The organism is Amycolatopsis sp. lyj-23, assembly GCF_046549135.1.
Taxonomy (GTDB): Bacteria; Actinomycetota; Actinomycetes; order Mycobacteriales; family Pseudonocardiaceae; genus Amycolatopsis.
The window spans coordinates 528,591-552,823 of sequence record NZ_JAJPWN010000001.1; the positions used below are offsets into that span (position 1 = coordinate 528,591).

A 24,233-nucleotide genomic window follows, 5' to 3' on the forward strand; every position below is an offset into this window, starting at 1 on the left:
CTTCAGTCGCGCGTCAGGTCGCCGGACCGGCCGTTCAACGCGGCCTGCACCAGGTCGTCGAGATCCATCTCGTCGATGGCGCCGTCGTCGTCGGGTTCCAGCTCGTCGTGGCCGTGGCCGTGGCCGGGCCCCGGGTGGTCGGGCCCAGCGTGGCCGTCGGCCAGCCGCAGCAGCTGTTCCAGCACCCCGATGTCCCGCAGCCGCTGCAGCGGCACCGAATTCAGCAGGGCTCGCAGCTGGGACTCGTCCGCGTCGCCGAGGCCGGTGTCCGGCAGCAGCTCGCCCAGCACGTGCTCGGCGAGCGCGGCCGAGGTCGGGTGGTCGAAGGCCAGGGTGACCGGCAGGTCCAGCCCGGTCGTGCCGCTCAGCCGGGTCCGCAGGTCCATCGCGGTCAGCGAGTCGAACCCGAGGTCCTTGAAGGGCCGGTCGGCCTCGATCCGCTGGGTCCCGGCGTGCCCCAGCACCACCGCGACCTCGCCGCGCACCAGGCCGAGCACGTGGCCGAGGCGGTCCGCGGCCGACAGGTCCAGCAGGGTGCGCCGCAGTTCCCCGGCCACCTCGGCCGGGTCCACCCGGTCGCGCCGGGCCGCGTCCAGCGCGGTCCGGGCCTCCGGGACGCCGGTCAGCAGGCGGCTGGGCCGCTTCGCCGTGAACGCCGGGGCGAACTGGTCCCAGGTCACGTCGGCCAGCACGGTTTCCGCCGCGGCCGAGCCGATCGCCCGGCCCAGCGCGGCCGGCACGAGCTCCGGGTCCATCGGCGGCAGGCCGCTGAGCCGCAGGTGGTTGGCCAGTTCCGGTTCGGCGTCGGTCCACGCGGCCAGCGCCACGGACCGGCCGCCGCGCCGCCGGGCCAGCGCCGCCAGGTAGGCGTCGACGGCCGCCTGGTCGCCGCGGCCGAGCACCCCCCAGGCGCCCGCGACGGACCCGATCGCCACGAACAGCGGGTCCCGCCCGGCCAGCAGGCGGTCCAGCTCGTCGAGCTCACGCGCAGCTTCGGCCACGTCGCTCGCCGCCGAGGGCGCCACCAGCACCGCGCTCAGGTCCTCGGGCACGTCCACCGGTGTGGCCGGGTCCCAGGTGAGGACCCGCTCGGCGCCGTTTTCGGTGAGCCAGCCCGCCAGCCCGGCCACGGCCGCGGTGACCAGCACGGTGCCGCGGGGCCGCCACGGCCCGGCGTCCGGACCGGTGGCCCGGGCCAGCCTGCGGGCGAGCAGCTGCCCGCCTCGCAGGGCCAGCTGGTCCTCGCCAGCGGCCACTGCGGCCGGCAAGGCCGCCAGTGTCGCGGGGTCGAGGGTGGCCGGCAGGTCGAGCAGGCCGCCCCAGCGGTCCGGGTGCTCCAGCGCGGTGACACGGCCCCGGCCCCACAGCGCGGCCTGGCCCGGTGCGGGCACCTCGTCCTGCACGGCCACCGCCTGCCGGGTGACGCACCACAGCGGTACGTCCACTTCGGACAGTTCGGCCGGCCAGCCCGCAGTCAGGGCCGTCGGATCATCGGCGACGCCCAGCAGGGACAGCACCCCGGCGTACCCGCCGCCGATGTCGTCCAATGTGGACACCACGTCGGCGCCGGGGAGCGCGGCGGCCACCGCACCGAGCCAGGGGTCCGCCGCCCAGCCGTCGGGGGCCAGCACCAGCCAGCGTCCGGCCGGTTCGGCCGCGGGCCGCACCGGCACCCAGTCCACCTGGTAGCGCCACCCGCCGGTCGCGGTCCGCTCGTGCCGGTCGCGCCGCCACTTCGCCAGCGCCGGCAGCACCGGGCCCAGCGATTCGCCGTCCAGGTCCAGGGTGGCGGCCAGCGAGGCCACGTCGGCGGTGTCCACCGCGGTCCAGAACTCGGCGTCCAGCGGATCGGCGGCGGCCGGGCCGGTGGTCGTCTCCGGCCAGTAGCGCTCGCGCTGGAACGGGTAGGTCGGCAGGTCGGCCAGCGGCGTCCCGGCGAAGTAGGCGGTCCAGTCCACCGCCACCCCGCACACGTGCAGCCGGGCCAGCGCCGCGGCCAGCGCGTGCTCCTCGCCGGTGGCGCGCAGCGTCGGCAGGGCCACCGGTTCCGGGCTCAGGCCGGCGAAGCAGTGCCCGGCCATGGCCGAGCAGGTGCCGTCCGGGCCGAGCTCCACGAAGGTCCGCACGCCCGCCTCGGCCAGGGTCCGCACGCCGTCGGCGAAGCGCACCGCCTCCCGCGCGTGCCGCACCCAGTACTCCGGCGTCCGCAGCTCGTCGCCCGCCACCGCTCCGGTCACCGTGGACACCAGCGGGATCCGCGGCTCGTGGTAGGTCAGCTCCCGCGCCACCGCCGCGAACTCGTCCAGCATCGGGTCCATCAGCGGCGAGTGGAACGCGTGGCTGACCCGCAGCCGGCGGACCCGGTGGCCGGCGGCCGCCAGCCCGTCGGCCGCCGCGAGCACCGCGTCCTCGGCCCCGGCCAGCACCACCGACGCGGGCCCGTTGACCGCCGCGACCGCGACGTCCTCGCCGAGGTACCCGGCCACGTCGGCCTCCGAGCCGCGCACCGAAACCATGGCCCCGCCGGGCGGCAGCGCCTGCATCAGCGCACCCCGCGCGGCCACCAGCGCACAGGCGTCGGCCAGCGACAACACCCCGGCCACGTGCGCCGCGGCGATCTCCCCGATCGAATGCCCGGCCACGTAGTCCGGCGTCACCCCCCACGACTCCAGCTGCCGGAACAGCGCCACCTCGATCGCGAACAGCGCCGGCTGGGTGTGCCCGGTCTCGTGGAGCGCTTCGGCGACCTCCGGGTCCTCGGTCCACATGATCTTGCGCAGGGCCGGGTCGAAGTGCCCCAGCACCTCGTCCAGCGCGTCGGCGAACACCGGGTGGCGCTCGTACAGCTCGCGGCCCATCCCGGCCCGCTGGCTGCCCTGCCCGGCGAACAGGAACGCCGTCCGCCCGGTCCCGGCCGGGCCCGTGGCCAGCTCGACCACGCCGTCTTCGGTGGCCAGCAACGCGGCCCGGTGACCGAACGCGGCCCGGCCGGTGGCGAGGGTCCGGCCGGCCGCGGCGCGATCGACGCCGGACAGCGCGCGCAGCGCCGCCACCTGCTCGCGCAGGGCTTCGGGCGTGCGGGCGGAAACCGGCCACGGCACCACCGCGGCGTCTTCGGTGGTGGCCACCGCGACGGACTCTGTGGCGGCCGGGGCCTGTTCGATGATCACGTGGGCGTTGGTGCCGCTGACCCCGAAGGCCGAGACGCCGGCCCGGCGGGGCCGCCCGGTGTCCGGCCAGTCGCGGGGCTGCTGCACCAGCTCGACCGAACCGTCCCAGCTCACGTGCGGAGAGGGCGCGGCGGCGTGCAGGGTGGCCGGCAGCACGCCGTGCCGCATGGCCAGCACCATCTTGATCACCCCGGCCACGCCGGCCGCGCCCTGGGTGTGGCCCAGGTTCGACTTGACCGAGCCCAGCAGCAGCGGGTGCGCCCGGTCCCGGCCGTAGCCAGCCATCAAGGCGTGCGCCTCGACCGGGTCGCCCAGCGCCGTGCCGGTGCCGTGCGCCTCGACCGCGTCGACCTCGGCCGGCCGCAGCCCGGCGTCGGCCAGCGCGGCCCGGATGACCCGCTGCTGCGCGGGCCCGTTGGGGGCGGTCAGGCCGTTGGACGCGCCGTCGGAGTTGACCGCGGTCCCGCGGACCACCGCCCACACGGTGTGGCCGTTGCGCTCGGCGTCGGACAGGCGTTCCAGCACCAGGATGCCCGCGCCTTCGGACCACGCCGTGCCGTCGGCGCCGTCGCCGAACGCCTTGCAGCGGCCGTCGGCGGCCAGGCCGCCCTGGCGGCTGAACTCCACGAACGAGCCGGGGCCGGACATCACCGAGACGCCACCGGCGAGCGCCAGCGAGCACTCGCCGGCGCGCAGCGCGCGGCCGGCCCAGTGCAGGGCGACCAGGGACGCCGAGCAGGCGGTGTCCACGGTGACCGCCGGGCCTTCCAGGCCCAGCGTGTAGGACAGCCGGCCGGACATCACGCTGGCCGTGTTGCCGGTGGCCACGTGGCCGCCCAGGTCCTCGGTGGCCCGGCGCAGCACGGACACGTAGTCCTGCCCGTTGGTGCCGACGAACACGCCGGTGTCGCTGCCCCGCAACCCGGACGGGTCGATGCCGGACCGCTCCAGCGCCTCCCACGACGTCTCCAGCAGCAACCGCTGCTGCGGGTCCATGGCCAGCGCCTCACGCGGTGAGATGCCGAAGAAGTCGGCGTCGAAGCCCGCGATGTCCGGCAGGAAGCCGCCCCGGCCGGTGGCCGAGCGCCGCTCCAGCTCGGCCAGGTCCCAGCCGCGGTCGGCGGGGAAGGGCACGATGCCCTCGCCGCCGTCGGCCAGCAGCCGCCACAGGTCCTCGGGCGAAGAGACACCGCCGGGGAGGCGGCAGCCCATGCCGACGATGACGATCGGGTCGTCGGCGACCGCACGCGGCCCGGCGGCCACCGAGGTGGTCTCGGCGCGGCCGCCGGACAGCTCGGCGTGCAGGTGCTCGGCCAGGTCGCGCGGGGTCGGGTAGTCGTAGACGAGCGAAGCGGGCAGGATCAGCCCGGTCGCCGCGGCGACGCTGTTGCGCAGCTCCAGGGTGGTCAGCGAGTCGAAGCCGAGGTCGCGGAAGGCCCGGTCGGCATCCACTCCGGCCGGGTCGCTGTGCCCGAGCACGGCCGCGATCCGGACCCGCAGCAGGTCCAGCAGCCCGGCGGGATCCGCCGGGACGTCCGGGGCCGCCGCGGTGTCGGCGGCGGGAGTCACCAGCGCCCGCACCTCGGGCAGACCGGTCAGCAGCGGCGCCGGGCGCAGCGCGGTGATCGCGGGCGCGAACCGGCCCCAGTCCACGTCGGCGACGACCAGCTCGGCGTCCCCGTGCTCGATGGCCTGGCGCAGCGCCGCCAGCGCCGGTTCCGGGCGCAGCGGCCGGAAGCCGCCCCGCCGGACCCGGTTCTCCACCGATTCGGCCTCGGCCACCATGCCCGACCCGGCCCACGGGCCCCAGGCGATCGAGGTGGCGGGCAGGCCGTCGGCCCGCCGCTGCCCCGCCAGCGCGTCCAGGTAGGCGTTGGCGGCGGCGTAATTGGCCTGGCCGGCGGCGCCGATGGCGCCGCTGGTCGAGGAGTACAGGACGAACGCGTCCAGCTCGAGCCCCGCGGTCTGCTCGTGCAGCACCCGGGCCGCGGTCGCCTTGGCCCGCAGCACGTCGGCGAACATCTCCGGCGTGAGCGAGGCCAGCACGCCGTCCCGCAGCACGCCGGCGGTGTGGAAGACGGCGGTGACCGGGTGGTCGGCCAGCAGCGCGGCGACCGCGCTCGCGTCGGCGACGTCGCAGGCCACGACGACGGCCCGCGCCCCCAGCTCCGCGGCCAGTTCCGCGGCACCGGGCGCCGCCGGGCCGCGCCGGCTCGCCAGCACCACCCGCTCGGCTCCGGCGTCGAGCAGCCAGCGGGCCAGGTGCCCGCCCAGGCCGCCGGTGCCGCCGGTGACCAGCACGGTGCCCCGCGGGGTGTAGGCGCGGGCCTCGCCGGTGGCCGGCGCGTGCTCCAGGCGGCGGCCGAACACCCCGGCGGCCCGGATGGCCACCTGGTCCTCGGCGTGGCCGGTGGCCAGCACGGACCGCAGCCGGCGCACGGTGGTGTGGTCGAACGCGGCGGGCAGGTCGACCAGCCCGCCCCAGCGCTCCGGGTGTTCCATGGCCGCGACCCGGCCCAGTCCCCACAGGGCGGCCTGCGCGGGGTCCGGCCGCTCGGTGCGATTCACCGCGACCGCGCCGCGGGTGACGCTCCACAGCCGCGTCCGGCCCAGGTCCCGCAGCGCGTTCGCGGTGCGGGTCAGCAGGGTGCCGGGGTCGTCGGAGGCCTCGGCGAGGGCCAGCAGCGAAAGCACGCCGTCGGCCTCGACGCCGCTGAGGTCGGTGTCGTCCCCGACCACCGCGGTCGCGGCGCCGGGCAGGACGTCCTCGACCCAGTCCGGCCTTTCCAGCCCGGCGGGCAGCAGCACCAGCCACCGGCCCGACGGCGTCCCCGAGAGCCCGCCGACCGGCGTGAACACCGGGCGGTAGCGCAGGTTGTCCAGGGCCGACCGCTCGGTCCGGCGGCGGTGCCAGGTGCTCAGCGCCGGCACCATCGCGGCCACGGTCTCCCGGTCGAGGCCGAGCCCCTCGGCCAGCGTCCCGGTGTCGGCGTTGCCGACCGCCGTCCAGAACTCGTCGTCCTCCGTGGCGGCCGAGGCGGCGGCCGGCGCGGCGACCGGCCAGAACCGCTCGTGCTGGAACGGGTAGGTGGGCAGCTCGACCGTCCGGGTGCCGCCGTCGAAGACCGCCGTCCAGTCCAGCCGGCCGCCGTGGGCGTGCACCCCGGCCACCCCGGACAGCAGGGCGGCCACCTCGGGCCGGTCGGCGCGCTGCAGCGGCAGCGAGACCGCGTCGGCGAGGACGTCCCGCACCGCGGCGGACAGCACGCCGGCCGGGCCGATCTCGACGAACACGCGCACGTCCCGGTCGGCCAGCGCACGCACGCCGTCGGCGAAGCGCACCGCCTCCCGCGCGTGCCGCACCCAGTACTCCGGCGTCCGCAACTCGTCGCCCGCCACCGCGCCGGTCACCGTGGACACCAGCGGGATCCGCGGCTCCTCATACGTCAGACCGCGGGCGACCTCGGCGAACTCGTCCAGCATCGGATCCATCAACGGCGAATGGAACGCATGACTGGTACGCAACCGCTTGGTGCGCCGGTCCAGCTTCGCGGCGACGGCGAGCACGGCCTCCTCGGCACCGGAGACGACCACCGACCGCGGCCCGTTGACCGCGGCGATCGACACGCCACCGGTCAGCAGCGGGATGACCTCGTCTTCGGTGGCCTCCACCGCCACCATGGCCCCGCCGGGCGGCAGCGCCTGCATCAGCGCACCCCGCGCGGCGACCAACTTGCAGGCGTCGGCCAGCGACAGCACTCCGGCCACGTGCGCCGCGGCGAGCTCGCCGATCGAATGCCCGGCCAGGTAATCCGGCGTCACACCCCAGGACTCCAGGAGCCGGAACAACGCCACCTCGAAGGCGAACAACGCCGGCTGGGTGTAGCCGGTCTCGTCGAGGGCGGTGGCGTCGTCGTCCCACATCACCTCCCGCAGCACGCGGGGCAGGTCGAAGCAGGCCAGCACGTCGTCCAGCGCGTCGGCGAACACCGGGTAGCGCTCGTACAGTTCCCGGCCCATACCGGCCCGCTGCGCGCCCTGGCCGGTGAAGAGGAACGCCGTGCGGCCGCGGGTCACGGTGCCCCGCACCACGCCGCCGTCCGGCCGGTCCCCGGCCAGCGCGGCCAGGCCGCGCCGCAGTTCGCCGTGGTCCCCGGCCAGCAGCACGGCACGGTGTTCGAAGGCCGACCGCGTGGTGGCCAGCGAGTACCCGAGCACGGCCGGGGAGACGCCGTCGTCCAGGGTGTCCAGCAGCGCCGCGGCCTGGGCGCGCAGCGCTGCGTCCGTCCGGCCGGACAGCGGGACCGGCACCAGGCCGGGCTCCGGCTCGGGGGCGGCTTCGACGGGGAGTTCCGGGGCCTGTTCGAGGATGGTGTGCACGTTGGTGCCGCTCAACCCGAAGGACGAGATGCCGGCCCGGCGCGGCCGCCCGCTCTCCGGCCACGGCACGTTTTCGGCGGGCAGCTCGATCGAGCCGGCGCTCCAGTCGACGTGGGTGGAGGGCTCGTCCACGTGCAGCGTCCTGGGCACCAATCCGTGCCGCAGCGCCTGCACCACCTTGATCACCCCGGCCACGCCGGAGGCCATCTGGGTGTGGCCGATGTTGGACTTCACCGAACCGAGCAGCAGCGGCCGTTCCCGGTCCTGGCCGTAGGTGGCCAGCAGGGCCTGGGCCTCGATCGGGTCGCCCAGCGCGGTGCCGGTGCCGTGCCCCTCGATGACGTCCACTTCGGACGCCGTGAGCCGCGCGTTGGCCAGCGCCTGCCGGATCACCCGCTGCTGGGACGGTCCGCTGGGCGCGGTCATGCCGTTGGACGCGCCGTCCTGGTTGGTCGCCGAACCCCGGACCACGGCCAGGATGCGGTGCCCGTTGCGCTGCGCGTCGGAAAGCTTTTCCAGCAGCACCAAGCCGACGCCCTCGCCGAGGGTCATGCCGTCGGCCCGGTCCGAGTAGGCCTTGCAGCGGCCGTCCGCGGCCAGCGCGCGCTGGCGCGAGAAGCCGACGAACGCGCCCGGTGTCGCCATCACGCTCACCCCGCCGGCCAGCGCGAGGCTGCTCTCCCCCGACCGCAGCGACTGCGCGGCCAGGTGGATGGCGACGAGCGACGACGAGCAGGCGGTGTCCAGGGTGACCGCCGGGCCCTCCAGGCCGAACAGGTAGGAGAGCCGGCCGGACAGGATGCTGCCCAGCGAGCCGGTGATCATGTGGCCGTCGGCGTTGTCGACCGCGCCGGACACGGCCGCGGTGTAGTCCTGGTAGCTGGCCCCGATGAACGTGCCGGTGCCGCTGCCCCGCAACGTGTGCGGGTCGATGCCGGCCCGCTCGAACGCCTCCCACGCCGTCTCCAGCAGCAGCCGCTGCTGCGGGTCCATCGACAAGGCCTCCCGCGGCGAGATGCCGAAGAACCCCGGGTCGAACTCGGCGGCCTCGTGCAGGAAGCCGCCCCGCACCGAGTAGGTCTTGCCGCCGGCGTCCGGGTCCGGGTCGTAGATCGCGTCGGTCGGCCAGTTGCGGTCGGCCGGGAAGCCGGAGATGGCGTCCACGCCGCCCACGACCAGGTCCCACAACCGCTCCGGGGTGTCCGCGCCACCCGGGTAGCGGCAGGCCATCCCGATGATGGCGACGGGCTCGCCGGTGTCCACGCCGGCCACGGCCGGGGCCTGCTCGACGGTGTCCGAGCCGGTGATCGTGGCGGCCAGGAACGCGGCCAGCTGCCTCGGCGACGGGTGGTCGAACACCATGGTGGCGGGCAGGGTCAGGCCGGTGCCGGCGGCGATCCGGTTGCGCAGGTCGACCGCGGTGACCGAGTCGAAGCCGACGTCGCGGAAGGCGCGGTCCTCGGGCAGCGCGTCGGCCGACGCGTGACCCAGCACCGCGGCGGCCTCGGTCCGGACCAGTTCCAGCAGCAGGTGGGCGCGCTCGGCCTCGGGCAGGGTGCGCAGCCGGGCGGCGAACTCGCCGCCCGCGCCGGTGGCGGCCGTGGCGGCGGCGACCTCGGTCAGCCGCCGCACCTCGGGCAGTTCGTCGAACAGCGGCGTCGGCCGGACGGCCGTGTAGACCGGGTAGTACCGCGCCCAGTCCAGATCGGCCACGGCCAGGGCGGTCTCGTCGTCGTCGAGCGCCCGGCGCAGGCCTTCCAGCGCCAGTTCGGGCGCCATGAACACCAGGCCGCTGCGCACGATCTGCTCCGGGTCGACCCGGCCGAGCTCGCGGTCGTCGGCCCAGATGCCCCACGACAGCGCGGTGGCCCGCAGCCCCCGGGCCCTCCGGTGGGCCGCCAGCGCGTGCAGGTACGCGTTGCCGGCCACGTAGGCGGCGTGCGCGCCGGTGCCCCACAGGCCGGCGGTCGAGGAGTACAGGACGAACGAATCGAGCTCGTCGGTGTCGAGCAGCTCGTCCAGGTTGCGCGCGCCCACCACCTTGGCGTGCACGGTCCGGGAAAACGCGGCCAGGTCGGTCTCGGCCAGCGTGTGCAGCTCGATCACGGCGGCGGTGTGCACGACGTTGCGTACGGTCCGGCCCTCGGCCCGCAACCGCGCCAGCAGGGCGGCCAGCGCCGCCTTGTCGGTGACGTCGCAGGCCACCGCCTCGACGGTCTCACCGAGTTCCGCCACCAGCTGCCGGGCCTTCGGGGCCGCGGCGCCGGTGCGGCTGGTCAGCACGATGTGCTCGGCGCCCTGCCCGGCCAGCCAGCGGGCCAGGTGCGGGGCCAGCGTGCCGGTGCCGCCGGTGATCAGCGTGGTGCCGCGCGGGGTCCAGGTCCGCGCCGGCGCGTGGTCGCCGGCCGGGGCTCGCACCACGCGGCGGCCGAACACCCCGGCGGCGCGGATGGCCAACTGGTCCTCGCCGGTGGCGCCGGACAGGACGGCCGCCAGCCGGTCGCCGCCGCGGCGGTCCAGCTCGGCGGGCAGGTCGATGACGCCGCCCCAGCGCTGCGGGTGCTCCACCGCGGCGGTCCAGCCCAGCCCGAGAACCTGGGCCTGCAGCGGGTGGGTGACGGTGTCGGCGTGGCCGGTGGCCACCGCGCCGCGGGTCAGCAGCCACAGCGGGGCGTCGATCCCGGCCGCGCCCAGCGCCTGGACGAGCTGCACGCTCAGGGCCAGGCCGCGGGCGAGCGCGGGGTGCTCGTCGTGCGGCTCTTCGGCGGTGGCCAGGGTGGAGACGACGCCGCTCAGCTCGGGCAGGTCGGGCAGTTCGCCGTCGAACACCAGCCGCCGCACCTCGGCCCCGTGGCCGGTGAGCACCGCGGCCAGTTCCTCGTCCCCGCGGTCGTCGGCGGTCGCGGTGACCAGCAGCCAGGTGCCGGACAGCGTGGCCGCGGGGGTGGCGCCCAGCGGCGTCCAGGCGACCCGGTAGCGCCAGCCGTCCACGGTGGCACGGTCCTGGCGCTGCTTGCGCCAGGACGACAGCCCGGGCAGCACGGCGGCCAGCGAGTCCCGGTCCACCGCGAGGCCGGCGCTGAGCGCGTCGACGTCGGCCTGCTCGACCGCGTCCCAGAACGCCTGGTCGGCCGGGTCGGCCGCGACCGTCGCGCCGGCGTTGAGCGGCAGCCAGTAGTGCTCGTGCTGGAAGGCGTAGGTCGGCAGGTCGACGGTGGCCGTGCCGCCCGCGAACTCGGCGGCCAGGTCCACCGGCACGCCTCGCACGAAGGCCTCGGCGAAGGACGTGAGCACGCGGGTCCAGCTGTCGTTGTCCCGGCGCAGCGTGCCGACGACGACGGCCCGCTCCCCCGCGTCGTCCACGGTCTCCTGGACGCCGAAGGTCAGCACCGGGTGGGCGCTGGCCTCGATGAACGCCTGGTGGCCCTGGGCCAGCAGCGCCCGCACGGCCGGCTCGAACCCCACGGTCTGGCGCAGGTTCCGGTACCAGTACTCGGCGTCCAGCGGCTGCTCGCCCAGCCAGTCGCCGGTGAGGGTGGAGAAGAACGGCACCTCGGGGGTACGCGGGGCCAGCCCGGCCAGTGCTTCCAGCAGCTCCTCGTGCAGTTCCTCGACCTGGGCCGAGTGCGAGGCGTAGTCCACGTCGATGCGGCGGGCGCGGACGTTCCCGGCGGTGAGCTCGGCGAACAGCTCGTCGACGGCGTCCGGGGTGCCCGAGACGACGACCGAGCGCGGACCGTTCAGCGCGGCCACCGACACCGCGCCGCCGAACCGGGCGATCCGCTCGGTGACCTCGGCGGCGGGCAGCGGCACCGACATCATGGCGCCCCGCCCGGCCAGGCGGCGGGCGATGGCCTGGCTGCGCAGGGCCACGACCCGGCAGCCGTCGGCCAGCGACAGGGCCCCGGCCACCACGGAGGCGGCGATCTCGCCCTGGGAGTGCCCGAGCACGGCCGCCGGGCGCACGCCCCGGGACTGCCAGAGCGCGGCGAGCGACACCATCACGGCGAACGACGCCGGCTGGATCACCTCCACCCGGTCCAGGTCCGCGCCGCTGCGCAGCACGTCCAGCAGGGGGAAGTCGACGAAGGGGGCCAGCGCGGCGGCGCACTCGGCCATCCGCTCGGCGAACACCGGCGAGGCGTCCAGCAGCCGCGCGCCCATCCCGGCCCACTGCGAACCCTGGCCGGGGAAGACGAACACCACCTTGCCGTCCACGTCGGCCTCGCCCTCGACCACGCCCCCGCGGACCCCGCGGGAGTAGGCGTTCAGGTGTTCGGCCAGCTCGGAACCGGCGCCGATGACGACCGCGCGGTGCTCCAGGCGGGCTCGGGAGGCGAGCAGCGAGCGGCCGACCGCGGCCGGGTCGTGCCCGGCGAGGGGCAGCAGCTTCTCGGCCTGCCCGCGCAAGGCGGCCGGGCTGCGGGCAGAAAGCACCCACGGCACCGGCCGGTCCGCCGCGGGCCCGGCGCCGGCCGGCTGCTCCGCCGGCGCCGGGGCCTGCTCCAGCACGGTGTGCGCGTTGGTGCCGCTGACGCCGAACGACGACACGGCGCAGCGACGCGGACGCCCGTCGGTGGCCCAGTCGACCGGCTCGGTCAGCGGCACCACGGTGCCGTCGCTCCAGTCGATGTGCGGCGACGGGTCTTCGGCGTAGAGGGTTCTCGGCAGCACGCCCTCGCGCAGCGCCATCACCATCTTGATCACGCTGGCCACGCCGGCCGCGGACTGGCTGTGCCCGATGTTGGACTTGATCGACCCCAGCCACAGCGGACGCCCGGAGTCCCGGTCCCGGCCGTAGGTGGCCTGCAGCGCCTGCACCTCGATCGGGTCGCCGAGCGGGGTGCCGGTGCCGTGCGCCTCCACCACGTCGATCTCGGTGGACGCGAGGTGCGCGTTGGCCAGCGCCTGGCGGATCACCCGCTGCTGGGCGGGGCCGTTGGGCGCGGTCAGCCCGTTGGACGCGCCGTCCTGGTTGATGGCGCTGCCCCGCACCACGGCCAGCACCGGGTGCCCGTTGGCCCGGGCGTCGGACAGCCGCTCGACCAGCAGGATGCCGACGCCTTCGGCCAGCGCCATGCCGTCGGCCGACGCGGAGAACGCCTTGGACCGGCCGTCCGCGGCCAGGCCGCGCTGGCGGGAGAAGGCGACGAAGGGACCGGGGTTGGTCATCACGGTCGCCCCGCCCGCGATCGCCATCGTGGTCTCGCCGTTGCGCAGCGACTGGCAGGCCAGGTGCAGCGCGACCAGCGAGGACGAGCACGCGGTGTCCACGGTGACCGCCGGGCCCTCCAGCCCGAACACGTAGGCCAGCCGGCCGGAGAGCACGCTGGGGATCTGGCCGGTGACGGCGTGACCCTCCAGTTCGGCGTTGCCCCGGCCGCCGTACTCCTGGTAGCTGGAGCCGATGAAGGTGCCGGTGCCGCTGCCCCGCAGGGTGTGCGGGTCGATGCCGGCCCGCTCGAACGCCTCCCAGGTCGTCTCCAGCAGCAGCCGCTGCTGTGGGTCCATCGACAGGGCTTCCCGCGGGGAGATGCCGAAGAAGCCCGGGTCGAAGTCACCGGCGTCGTGCAGGAACCCGCCCTGGGTGGTCACGGTGCCACCGCCGCGGTCCGGGTCCGGGTCGAAGGTGACGGCGCCTTCCCAGCCGCGGTCGACCGGGAACCCGCTGATCGCGTCCACGCCCCCGAGCACCAGCTCCCACAGCTGCTCCGGGCTCTGCACGCCGCCGGGGAACCGGCAGCTCATCCCGATGATGGCGATCGGCTCGTCGGTCCCGGCCGCGGCGGCGACCGGGGCGGCCGCGGCGACCTCGTCCAGCAGCTGCTCGCGCAGGTACCCGGCCAGGGCGCGCGGAGTCGGGTAGTCGAACACCAGCGTGCTGGGCAGGGCGCAGCCGGTGAGCTTGACCAGCCGCTTGCGCAGCTCGACCGCGGTCAGCGAGTCGAACCCGATGTCCTGGAACGCGCGGCGCTCGGAGACCGCGTCGGCCGAGCCGTGCCCGAGCACCGCCGCCGCCTCGCCGCGGACCAGCTCGGCCAGCAGCCGCTCCTGGTCCTCGGGCGGCTTCCCGGCGAGTTCGGCCGCCCACGCGGAGTTTCCGCCACCCGGCGCGGTCAGCGCCCGCGCCTCCGGCAGGCCGGTCAGCAGGGCGCTGGGCCGGGCCGCGGTGAACACCGGGACGTAGGTCGCCCAGTCCGCGTCGACGACGGTCACCGTCACGTCGTGCTGCACGATCGCGCGGCCCAGCTCGGCCAGCGCGGAGCGCACCGGCAGGAAGGCGAGTCCGCGGCGGGCCAGCGCGCCGGTCCCGGCGTCCTGCGCGGCCATCCCGGAGCCGGCCCAGGGACCCCAGGCGATCGAGGTGGCGGTCAGGCCGCGGGCGTGCCGCTGCCGGGCGAGGGCGTCGAGGGCCGCGTTGGCCGCGCTGTACCCGGTCTGGCCGCCGCTGCCGATCACCCCGGCGATCGAGCCGAACAGCACGAACAGGTCCAGCTCGCGGTCGCCGAGCAGGTGGTCGAGGTGGGCCGCGCCGTCGACCTTCGCCGACACCGTGGCGGCCAGCTCGGCCAAGCCGGCCTCGGCCAGCGGGGCGCGGTCGGCGACGCCGGCGGTGTGCACCACGCCGGTCAGCGGGGTGTCCTCGGGGATGCCGTCCAGCACCGCGCGCAGCGCGGCGAGGTCGGCGACGTCGCAGGCCACGACGTCGACGGCGAGGCCGTGGTCCGCACCGAGCTCGATCAGCTCGGCGCGCAGTTCCGCCGCGCCGGGCGCGTCCGGGCCGCGGCGGCTGGTCAGCACGAGCCGCTGCGCGCCGCGGCGGGCCAGCCAGCGGGCCACCTCGCCACCCAGGCCGCCGGTGCCGCCGGTGACCAGCACGGTGCCGCGGGCGGTGAACTCACCGGCCGGGGCCCGGCCGGTGCCGGGGTGGTGCACCAGCCGGCGGCCGGACACCGCCCGGCCGCGGACCGCGAGCTGGTCTTCGCCGCCCGGCGCGGACAGCACGGCGGCGACCGAGCGGGCGTCGTCGGCGTCGAGCCCGGCGGGCACGTCGATCAGGCCGCCCCAGGTCTGCGGGTGCTCCAGCGCCGCGGTGCGGCCGAGACCCCAGAGCATCGCCTGCCCCGGGTCGGTCTCCGCGTCCCGGGTCACTATCCACAGTGGATATTCGACGGTGCGGGCCAGCGTGACACCGAGCGCGAAGCCCAGCGGCAGTCCGGCAGCGCGGTCCGCGGAGCCGAGGACGGCGAGCACGCCGTCGCACGGGCCGATCCGCTCGGCTAGCCCTACAGCGTCCACATCGGACTCGGTCAGCAGCACCGTGCGCACCTGCGCACCCCGCTCGGCGAGGGCGGCGGCCAGCTCCGGTTCGTCGCCGGTGGTGGCCAGCACCCAGGTGCCGGACAGGGCGGCGGGCTCGATCGACAGCGGCGCCCAGTCCACCCGGTAGCGCCAGGTGTCCAGCCGGGCGCGTTCGGCGCGGTGCTGCCGCCAGTTCGCCAGCGCCGGCAGCACCGAGTCCAGCGCCGCGCGCTGGTCCTCGCCCAGCCCGACGACCTCGGCCAGTTCCCCGGCGTCGCCCCGCGCCACCGCGGCCCACCACCGGTCGTCGGCCGGGTCGGCCGCCGTCCGGGCGGTGGCCTGCGGCCAGAAGGACTCGTACTGGAAGGCGTAGGTGGGCAGGTCGACCCAGCGGGCGTCACGGCCGGCGAAGAAGGCCCGCCAGTCGAGGTCGACGCCCGCGGTGTGGAGGGCGCCGAGCGCGCCGAGCAGCGCGGTCTCCTCGCCCCGGCCGTCCCGCAGCACGGGCACGCAGCCGGCTTCGTCGGCGGACCCGGCCAGGATGTCCTCCACCATGGCCGAAAGCACGCCGTCCGGGCCCAGCTCGGCGAAGGTGGTCACGCCGTCGGCGGCCATGGCGCGGACCGCGTCGGCGAAGCGCACGGTGGCGCGGACGTGCCGCACCCAGTGTTCCGGGTCGCCGAGCTGCTCGGCGGTGGCGGCCTCGCCGGTCAGGGCGGACACGACCGGAATGCGCGGCGGGTGGAAGGTCAGCGTCGCCACCACGGCCCGGAAATCGGCCAGCACGGCGTCCATCCGCGGCGAGTGGAAGGCGTGCGAGACGCGCAGGCGCTTGGTGCGGCGGCCCTGCCCGGCGAAGGTGGCCGCGGCGGCCAGCACCGCGTCCTCGTCGCCGGCCAGCACCACCGAGTGCGGTCCGTTCACGGCCGCGACGTCCACGGTTGCGCCGTCGACCAGCGGGGCCACCTCCTCTTCGGTGGCCTCCACCGCCACCATCGCGCCGCCGGGCGGCAGCGCCTGCATCAGACGGCCGCGCGCGCCGATCAACGTCGCCGCGTCGGCCAGCGAGAGCACCCCGGCCACGTGGGCGGCGGCGATCTCGCCGATCGAATGGCCGGCCAGCCGGTCCGGCTCGACACCCCAGGACTCCAGGAGCCGGAACAGCGACACCTCCAGCGCGAACAGCGCGGGCTGCGCCCAGCCGGTCGTGTCGAGCAGCGCGGCCTCGGCCGAGCCGGGCGCCGCGAACAGCACCTCGGCCAGTGACCGGTCGAGCTGCGGGGCCAGCGCTTCGGCCACCGCGTCGAACGCGGCCGCGAACACCGGGTACCGCTGGTGGAGCTCGTGGCCCATCCCCGGCCGCTGGCTCCCCTGGCCGGCGAAGAGCACCGCCAGGCGGCCGCCGGCCGGCTCCCCGGTGACCAGCGCGGGGTCAGGCCGGTCGGCCGACAGCGCGGTCAGCGCCCGCACCGCGCTCTCGGTGTCCTCGGCCAGGACCGCGGCCCGGTGTTCGAACCGGGAACGGGTGGTGGCCAGCGAGAAGGCCACGTCGGTGGGGTCGAGCCCGGGATCGGCGGCGAGGCGGGCGGCCAGCCGGGCGGCCTGGTCGCGCAGCGCGCCACCGGAGCGCGCGGAAAGCAGCCAGGGCGCGCGCACCGGCGGGCCGGGCTCGGCCGGCACCACGACGGCCGGCTGCTCGAGGATGACGTGGGCGTTGGTGCCGCTGAACCCGAAGGAGGAGACCGCCGCCCGCCGCGGCCGGCCGGCCGCCGGCCACTCGGCCGGCTCGCGCAGCAGGTCCACCGCGCCGGCGGTCCAGTCCACGTGGGACGAGGGCGCGTCGACGTGCAGGGTGCGCGGGACGACGCCGTGGCGCATCGCCTGCACCATCTTGATCACGCCGGCCACCCCGGCCGCGGCCTGGGTGTGCCCGAGGTTGGACTTCACCGACCCCAGCAGCACCGGGGTTTCCCGGTCCCGGCCGTAGGTCGCCAGCACCGCCTGCGCCTCGATCGGGTCGCCCAGCGCGGTGCCGGTGCCGTGCCCCTCGACGACGTCGACGTCCGATGTGGACAGTCCGGCGGACGCCAGCGCCTGGCGGATCACCCGCTGCTGCGACGGCCCGTTGGGCGCGGTCAGACCGTTGGACGCGCCGTCGGAGTTGACCGCCGAGCCCGCGACCACGGCCAGCACGTGGTGACCGTTGCGGATCGCGTCGGACTGCCGTTCCAGCACGAGCACGCCGACGCCCTCGGACCAGGCCACGCCGTCGGCCGCGTCGGAGTAGGCCTTGCACCGGCCGTCCGGGGACAGCCCGCGCTGCCGCGCGAACTCGATGAACGCCCCGGGCGACGCCATCACCGTGACGCCGCCGGCCAGGGCCAGGTCGCAGTCGCCGGCGCGCAGCGCCTGCATCGCCCAGTGCAGCGCGACGAGCGAGGACGAGCACGCGGTGTCGACGGTGACGGCCGGACCCTCCAGCCCCAGGGTGTAGGCCACCCGGCCGGAGACGACGCTGGTGGAGCTGCCGGTGCCGCGGTAGCCCTCGAACTCGGCGTCCGACAGGACCGTGCTGTAGTCGCCGTACATCACCCCGGCGAACACGCCGGTGCGGCTGCCGCGCAGCGTGAGCGGGTCCACGCCGGCCCGCTCAATCGCCGACCAGGACACCTCCAGCAGCAGCCGCTGCTGCGAGTCGGTGGCCAGCGCCTCCCGCGGGCTCATCCCGAAGAACGCCGGGTCGAACTCGCCCGCGTCGTGCAGGAACCCGCCGCTGCGGGTGTAGCAGGTGCCCGGGTGGTCCGGGTCCGGGTCGTAGAGGGCGTCGAGGTCCCAGCCCCGGTTGACCGGGAACCCGGAGATCACGTCGACGCCTTCGGTGACGACCCGCCAGAGGTCCTCCGGCGAGCGCACCCCGCCCGGGTAGCGGCAGTCCATGCCGACGATGACGATCGGGTCGCCGGCGAGGTCGCGGGTGCGGGTGGACCCGGTGTCCGGGGCCTCCGCGCCGAGCAGTTCCTCCAGCAGGTACGCCGCCAGGGCGGTCACCGTGGGGTGGTCGAAGATCAGCGTGGCCGGCGTGCGCAGCCCGGTCGCGGCGCTGAGCTGGTTGCGCAGTTCGACCGCGGTCAGCGAGTCGAACCCGAGTTCGGAGAACGGGCGGTCCGGGTCGACGGAAGCGGCGTCCGCGTGCCCGAGCACCCCGGCGACCCGGGTGCGGACCAGCTCCAGCACGGCCTCCCGGCTGCGCTTGGCGTCCAGCCCGGCGACCAGCGCCGCACCGGCGGCCGCGGTGCGGCGGACCGGACCGCGGACCAGGCCGCGCAGTACCGGGGCGACCTCGCCCGCGGCGCGCAGCACCGGCAGGTCCAGCCGGACCGGCGCGACGACCGGAGCGGCCACCCGCTCGGCGGCGTCGAACAGGGCCAGTCCCTGCGCCACGGACAGCGGCGGCACACCGGTGCGCTGCAACCGCCGGTGCGCGTCCTCGGCGGCCATCCCGGCCTCGGCCCAAGGCCCCCAGGCCAGCGACAGCGCGGGCCGGCCGACGGCCCGCCGGTGGGCGGCCAGCGCGTCCAGGAAGGCGTTGGCCGCCGCGTAGTTGGCCTGCCCGGCCGCCCCGGTCAGCCCGGCGACCGAGGAGAACAGCACGAACTTCGCCACGTCGCCGGTGAGCTCGTGCAGGTTCCAGGCGGCGTCCACCTTGGGCCGCAGCACCGTCGAAAGCCGTTGCGGTGTCAGCGATCCGACCGTTCCGTCGGCCAGCACGCCCGCGGTGTGCACCACCGCCGTGACCGGGTGCCCGGCCGGTACGCCGGCCAGCGCTTCGGCCAGCGCGGCCCGGTCGGCCGCGTCGCACGCCACCGCGGTGACGTCGGCGCCGGCCTCGGCCAGCTCGGTCAGCAGTTCGGCGGCGCCGGGAGCGCCCGCGCCCCGGCGGGACAGCAGGAGCAACCGCCGCACGCCGCGCTCGGTCACCAGGTGCCGGGCCAGCACCGCGCCCAGGCCGCCGGTCCCGCCGGTGATCAGCACGGTCCCGGACTCCGGCCAGGCGACGTCCTCGGTGGTGACGTCGGGCTCCTCGGCGGCACGGGTCAGCCGGGCGGCCAGCAGACCGCCGCCGCGGATGGCCAGCTGCGGCTCGCCGGTGGCCAGCGCCGCCGGGATCATCGCGGCCGACGCGGCGTCGGCTTCGAGGTCGGGGTCGAGGTCGAGCAGGACGAACCGGCCCGGGTGCTCCGCCTGCGCGGCGCGGACCAGGCCCCAGACGGCCGCTCCGGCCAGATCGGCGGGCTCGGGGCCGGCCGCGCCCCGGGTCACGAAGGCCAGCCGGCCGGTAGCGCCGTCGGACAGCCAGTTCTGCAGGTCGGCCAGCACCGCGGCGGTCAGCGCGTGCACCGCCTCGGGACCGGCCTGCCCGGCCACCGGGCGCAGCACCACGGCCGGCGCGGTGTCGGTGGTCCGGAAGTCCAGCCCGAACGGGTCGTCGCCGAGCACGGCGATCGATCCGGTGCTGCCGGCCGCTTCGGCCGGGACGGCGGTCCACTCCAGCCGGTACAGGTCGCGGCCGGTGGCCGCAGCGCCGGCCGCGTCCGGCGCGCGCACGGCCAGCGAACCCACCGAAAGCACCGGTGCCCCGGTGGGGTCGGTGAGCTCCAGCGCGGCCACGCCCTCGCGGACCGGCCGGAGCCGGACCCGCACGGTGGTGGCCCCGGTGGCGTGCAGGCGGACGTCGCTCCAGGCGAACGGCAGGCCGCCCCGGGTGCCACCCAGGTCCGCGAACGGCAGCGCGTGCAGCGCCGCGTCCAGCAGCGCCGGGTGGATGCCGAACGCGCCGGCGTCCCCGGTCACCGCCTCCGGCAGGGTCACCTCGGCGAACACGTCCGTGCCGTGGCGCCAGGCGGCCCGCAGGCCGCGGAAGGCCGGGCCGTAGCCGAAGCCGTCGCCGGCCAGCCGCTCGTACAGGTCTCCGGTGTCGACCGGTTCGGCGTCCGCCGGCCACTCGGCGGGTTCGGGCGCCACGGCCTCTCCGGTGCCGAGCAGCCCGGTGGCGTGCTCGGTCCACGGGTGGTCGTCGGCGTCGTCCGGGCGGCCGTAGACGGTCAGCGCGCGCTGCCCGGTGGCGTCCGGCGCGCCGACCCACACCTGCACCTGCACGCCGCCCTGCTCGGGCAGCACGACGGGCGCGGCCAGGGTCAGCTCGGCCACGTGCCCGCAGCCGACCTCGTCGCCGGCCCGGACGGCCAGCTCCAGCAGCGCGGTCGCGGGCAGCAGCAGGCGGCCGCGGACCACGTGGTCGGCCAGCCACGGCTGGGTCTGCGCGGACAGCCTGCCGGTCAGCAGCCTGCCCTCCGCGCCGGCCAGCACGACCGCGGCGGACAGCAGCGGGTGCCCGGTCGGTCCCAGTCCGGCCGCCCGCAGGTCGCCGGCCGTGCGGGCGACGTCCTTGGGCCAGAACCGCTTGCGCTGGAAGGGGTAGGTGGGCAGGTCGACCGGCCGGGCGCCGGCGCCCGCGAAGTAGTTCTCCCAGCGGACCGGCACGCCCGCGGCGTGCAGCCCGCCGACCGCCGTGGTGAGGGTGGCCTGCTCGTCCCGGCCCGGGCGCAGTGCCGCGAACACCGCGGCGTCGGCCACGGACTCGCGGACCAGCGCGCTGAGCGAGCCGTCGGGGCCGAGCTCGAGGAAGGTGCGCACGCCGTGCTCGTGCAGCCAGGCGGCGGTGTCGGCGAACCGCACCGGACGGCGGACGTGCTCGACCCAGTAGTCGGGTGAGGTCAGTTCGGCCACCGTGGCCGGCTCGCCGGTCAGGTTCGACACCACGGGCAGCAGCGGTTCGCGGGCCGCCAGCCCGGCGACGACCGCGCGGAACTCCGCCAGCATCGGCGCCATCCGCGGCGAGTGGAACGCGTGCGAGACCCGCAGCCGCTTGGCCTTCCCGAAGTGCCCGGCGACTTCCAGCACCGCGTCCTCGTCACCGGAAAGGACAACGGATTCCGGGCCGTTGACCGCGGCCAGCGCGACTTCGTCTTCGCGCCCGGCCAGCAGGGGCAGCACGTCGGCCTCGGCCGCCCGGACCGCGACCATCGCGCCGCCGGACGGCAGCGCCTGCATCAGCCGGCCGCGCGCGGCGACCAGCGTGACCGCGTCGGCCAGCGAGAACACCCCGGCCACGTGCGCGGCGGCCAGCTCGCCGATCGAGTGGCCGGCCAGGAAGTCCGGGCGCACGCCCCAGGATTCGGCCAGCCGGTAGAGCGCGACCTCGATCGCGAACAGCGCCGGCTGCGCGTACTCGGTCCGGTCCAGCAGCTCCGCGTCGTCGCCCCAGACGACCTCGCGCAGCGGGCGGTCCAGGTGGGCGTCGAACTCGGCGCAGACCGCGTCGAACGCCTCGGCGAAGGCACCGAACCGGCCGTGCAGTTCCCGGCCGGCCGCCAGCCGTTGCGCGCCCTGCCCGGTGAACAGGACGGCCAGCTTCGGGCGGCCGCGGGCCGCGCCGCGCACCACTCCGGCGGCCCCGGCCACGTCGTCGCGCACGGCCGACAACCCGGCCACCGCGGCCTCGAGGTCCCCGGCCACCACGACCGCCCGGTGCTCGAACCCGGTCCGCGTGGTCGCCAGCGAGTAGGCGAGATCGCGCAGCTCGGCGGCTCCCCCGGACAGCACCGGCAGCAGCCGCTCGGCCTGCTCCCGCAGCGCCTCCCGGGTCCGCGCGGACAGCACCAGCGGCACCGTCCCCGTGCTGCGCGGCGCGCGCGGCGTGGGTTCCTCGGCCGGGGCCTGCTCGATGATGGTGTGCGCGTTGGTCCCGCTCAGGCCGAACGAGGACACCCCGGCCCGGCGCGGTTCCCCGGTCTCCGGCCACGGTGTGCTTTCGGTCAGCAGGCGGACCGCGCCGCTGCTCCAGTCCACATGGGACGAAGGCCGGTCCACGTGCAGCGTCCGGGGCAGCACGCCGTGCTGCATCGCCATGACCATCTTGATGACGCCGGCCACGCCGGCCGCGGCCTGGGTGTGGCCGAGGTTGGACTTCACCGAGCCCAGCAGCAGCGGCCGCGCGGCCGGGCGGGTGCGGCCGTAGACGGCCAGCAGCGCCTGTGCCTCCACCGGGTCGCCGAGCGTGGTGCCGGTGCCGTGCGCCTCGACCGCGTCCACCTGGTCGGCGGCCAGCCGGGCGCCGGCCAGCGCCTGCTCGATCACCCGCTCCTGCGACGGGCCGTTGGGGGCGGTCAGGCCGTTGGACGCGCCGTCGGAGTTCACCGCGGACCCCCGCACCACGGCCAGGATGCGGTGCCCGTTGCGGCGCGCGTCGGACAGCTTTTCGAGCACCAGCAGGCCGACGCCCTCGGCCCAGCCGGTTCCGTTGGCGGAGTCGGCGAAGGAGCGGCAGTAGCCGTCCGCGGCCAGGCCGCCCTGCTTGCTGAACTCCAGGAAGGTCAGCGGGCTGGGCATCACCGTCACGCCACCGGCGATGGCCAGGGAGCACTCCCCGCCGCGCAGGGCCTGGGTCGCCAGGTGCAGGGCGACCAGCGACGACGAGCACGCGGTGTCCACGGTGACCGTCGGGCCGACCGTGCCGAAGCAGTAGGCCAGCCGGCCGGAGATGACGCTGGTGGTGTTGCCGGTGAGCTGGAAGCCCTCGACGTTGTCCCCCGGGCCGACCCGGTAGTCCTGCGGCATGGCGCCGACGAAGACCCCGGTCGGGGTGCCCTTGAGGGCGGCCGGGTCGATGCGGGCCCGCTCGAAGGCGTCCCACGCCGTCTCCAGCAGCACCCGCTGCTGCGGGTCCATGGCCAGCGCCTCCCGCGGCGAGATGCCGAAGAAGTCGGCGTCGAACCGGCTCGCGTCGGGCAGGAAGCCGCCGGAGAGCGTCGCCGAGGAGCCGAGCTCGTCGAGCTGCCAGCCGCGGTCGCCGGGGAAGGTGGTGATGCCGTCGCGGCCCTCGGCGACCATCCGCCACAGGTCCTCCGGGCTGGTGACGCCGCCGGGGAACCGGCAGCCCATCCCGATGATGGCCACCGGCTCGGAGCTCGCCTCCTCCAGCTCCTGCACCCGCCGGCGGGTGCGCTGCAGATCCGCGCCGGCCCGTTTCAGGTAGTTCCGGAGCTGGTCCTCGTTGCTACTGCCACCGGTCCTGTCAACACCCATGTCAGCTCAACCCATCCGTCGCGGCGAACGCCATGGGAGGAGTCTCACTCGACCGTGGATCGGTAAATCCCTAGTAGTGCCAGCACAAGGCCGGAAACGCGAAGAGCACGAACCCCGCGGGGTTCGTGCTCTTCAACGGAAAACGCGGCGGCGGCGCTACCAGCCCGCCGACACCAGGAGGTCGCCGAAGTCCCGCTCGCGCTCGGCCTGCCGCAGGTCCGACTCCACCATCATCTGCATCAGCTGGGTGAAGTCCACTTCGGGCTCCCAGCCGAGTTCGGTGCGGGCGCGGGTGTTGTCCGCGCACAGCGTCTCCACCTCCGCCGGGCGCACCAGCGCCGGGTCGATCACGACGTGGTCGCGCCAATCCAGGCCGACGCACTCGAAGGCGATCCGCACCGCGTCCCGGACCGAGTGCATCTTCCCGGTGCCCACCACGTAGTCGCCGGCGGCAGGCTGCTGCAGCATCAGGTGCATGGCGCGCACGTAGTCACCGGCGTAACCCCAGTCGCGCACCGCGTCCAGGTTGCCGAGGTGGAGCTTGTCCTGCAGGCCGAGTTTGATCTGCGCCACCGCCAGGGTGATCTTGCGGGTCACGAACTCCGCGCCGCGCCGGGGCGATTCGTGGTTGAACAGCATCCCCGAGACCCCGTACATCCCGAAGGACTCCCGGTAGTTGCGGGTGATGAAGTGCCCGTAGGCCTTGGCGACCCCGTACGGGCTGCGCGGGTGGAACGTGGTCGTCTCGCGCTGCGGGGTCTCGGCCACCTTGCCGAACATCTCCGAGGAGGAGGCCTGGTAGAACCGGATCTGGTTGTCCACGGTCGGGGTGCGGGAACCGCTCAGCCCGCTGACCACCCGGATGGCCTCCAGCATGCGCAGCACGCCCATGCCGTTGACCTCGGTGACGAGTTCCGACTGCTGCCAGGACATCGGCACGAACGAAATCGCCCCGAGGTTGTACACCTCGTGCGGCTGCGCCGCGTCGACCGCGGAGACCAGGCTGGCCTGGTCCATCAGGTCACCGTCCACGAAGGTCACATCGCCCAGCAGGCGGCTCACCCTCGACTTCCGGGGGTTCGCCTGGCCCCGGATGAGCCCCCACACCTGGTATCCCTGCTCGAGCAGGTGTTCGGCCAGGTAGGAGCCATCCTGCCCGGTTATCCCGGTGATCAGTGCGCGCTTGGTCATGCGCCGCACCCCTTTCTTCGCGACGAGCCGGACTGGGAGTTTCCG

General features: G+C 75.9%; 2 protein-coding genes. Both read right to left on the reverse strand.

Features of this window, described 5'->3' with window-relative positions:
• Positions 1–2: 2 nt before the first annotated feature.
• Entirely contained in the window at positions 3–22,997 is a 22,995-nt protein-coding gene (locus tag ACLJPY_RS02105) for a type I polyketide synthase (protein ID WP_410586252.1), read from the reverse strand.
• A gap of 156 nt (positions 22,998–23,153) precedes the next feature.
• The gene (locus ACLJPY_RS02110) at positions 23,154–24,188 is read right to left on the reverse strand and encodes a GDP-mannose 4,6-dehydratase (RefSeq protein ID WP_410586253.1); all 1,035 of its coding nucleotides are present in this window, start codon (positions 24,186–24,188) and stop codon (positions 23,154–23,156) included.
• Positions 24,189–24,233: the final 45 nt, after the last annotated feature.

Excerpts from the sequence above, each read along its gene's own strand:
- ACLJPY_RS02110 (WP_410586253.1), bottom strand. The coding sequence starts at position 24,188 with ATGACCAAGCGCGCACTGATCACCGGGATAACCGGGCAGGATGGCTCC.
- ACLJPY_RS02105 (WP_410586252.1), bottom strand. The coding sequence starts at position 22,997 with ATGGGTGTTGACAGGACCGGTGGCAGTAGCAACGAGGACCAGCTCCGG.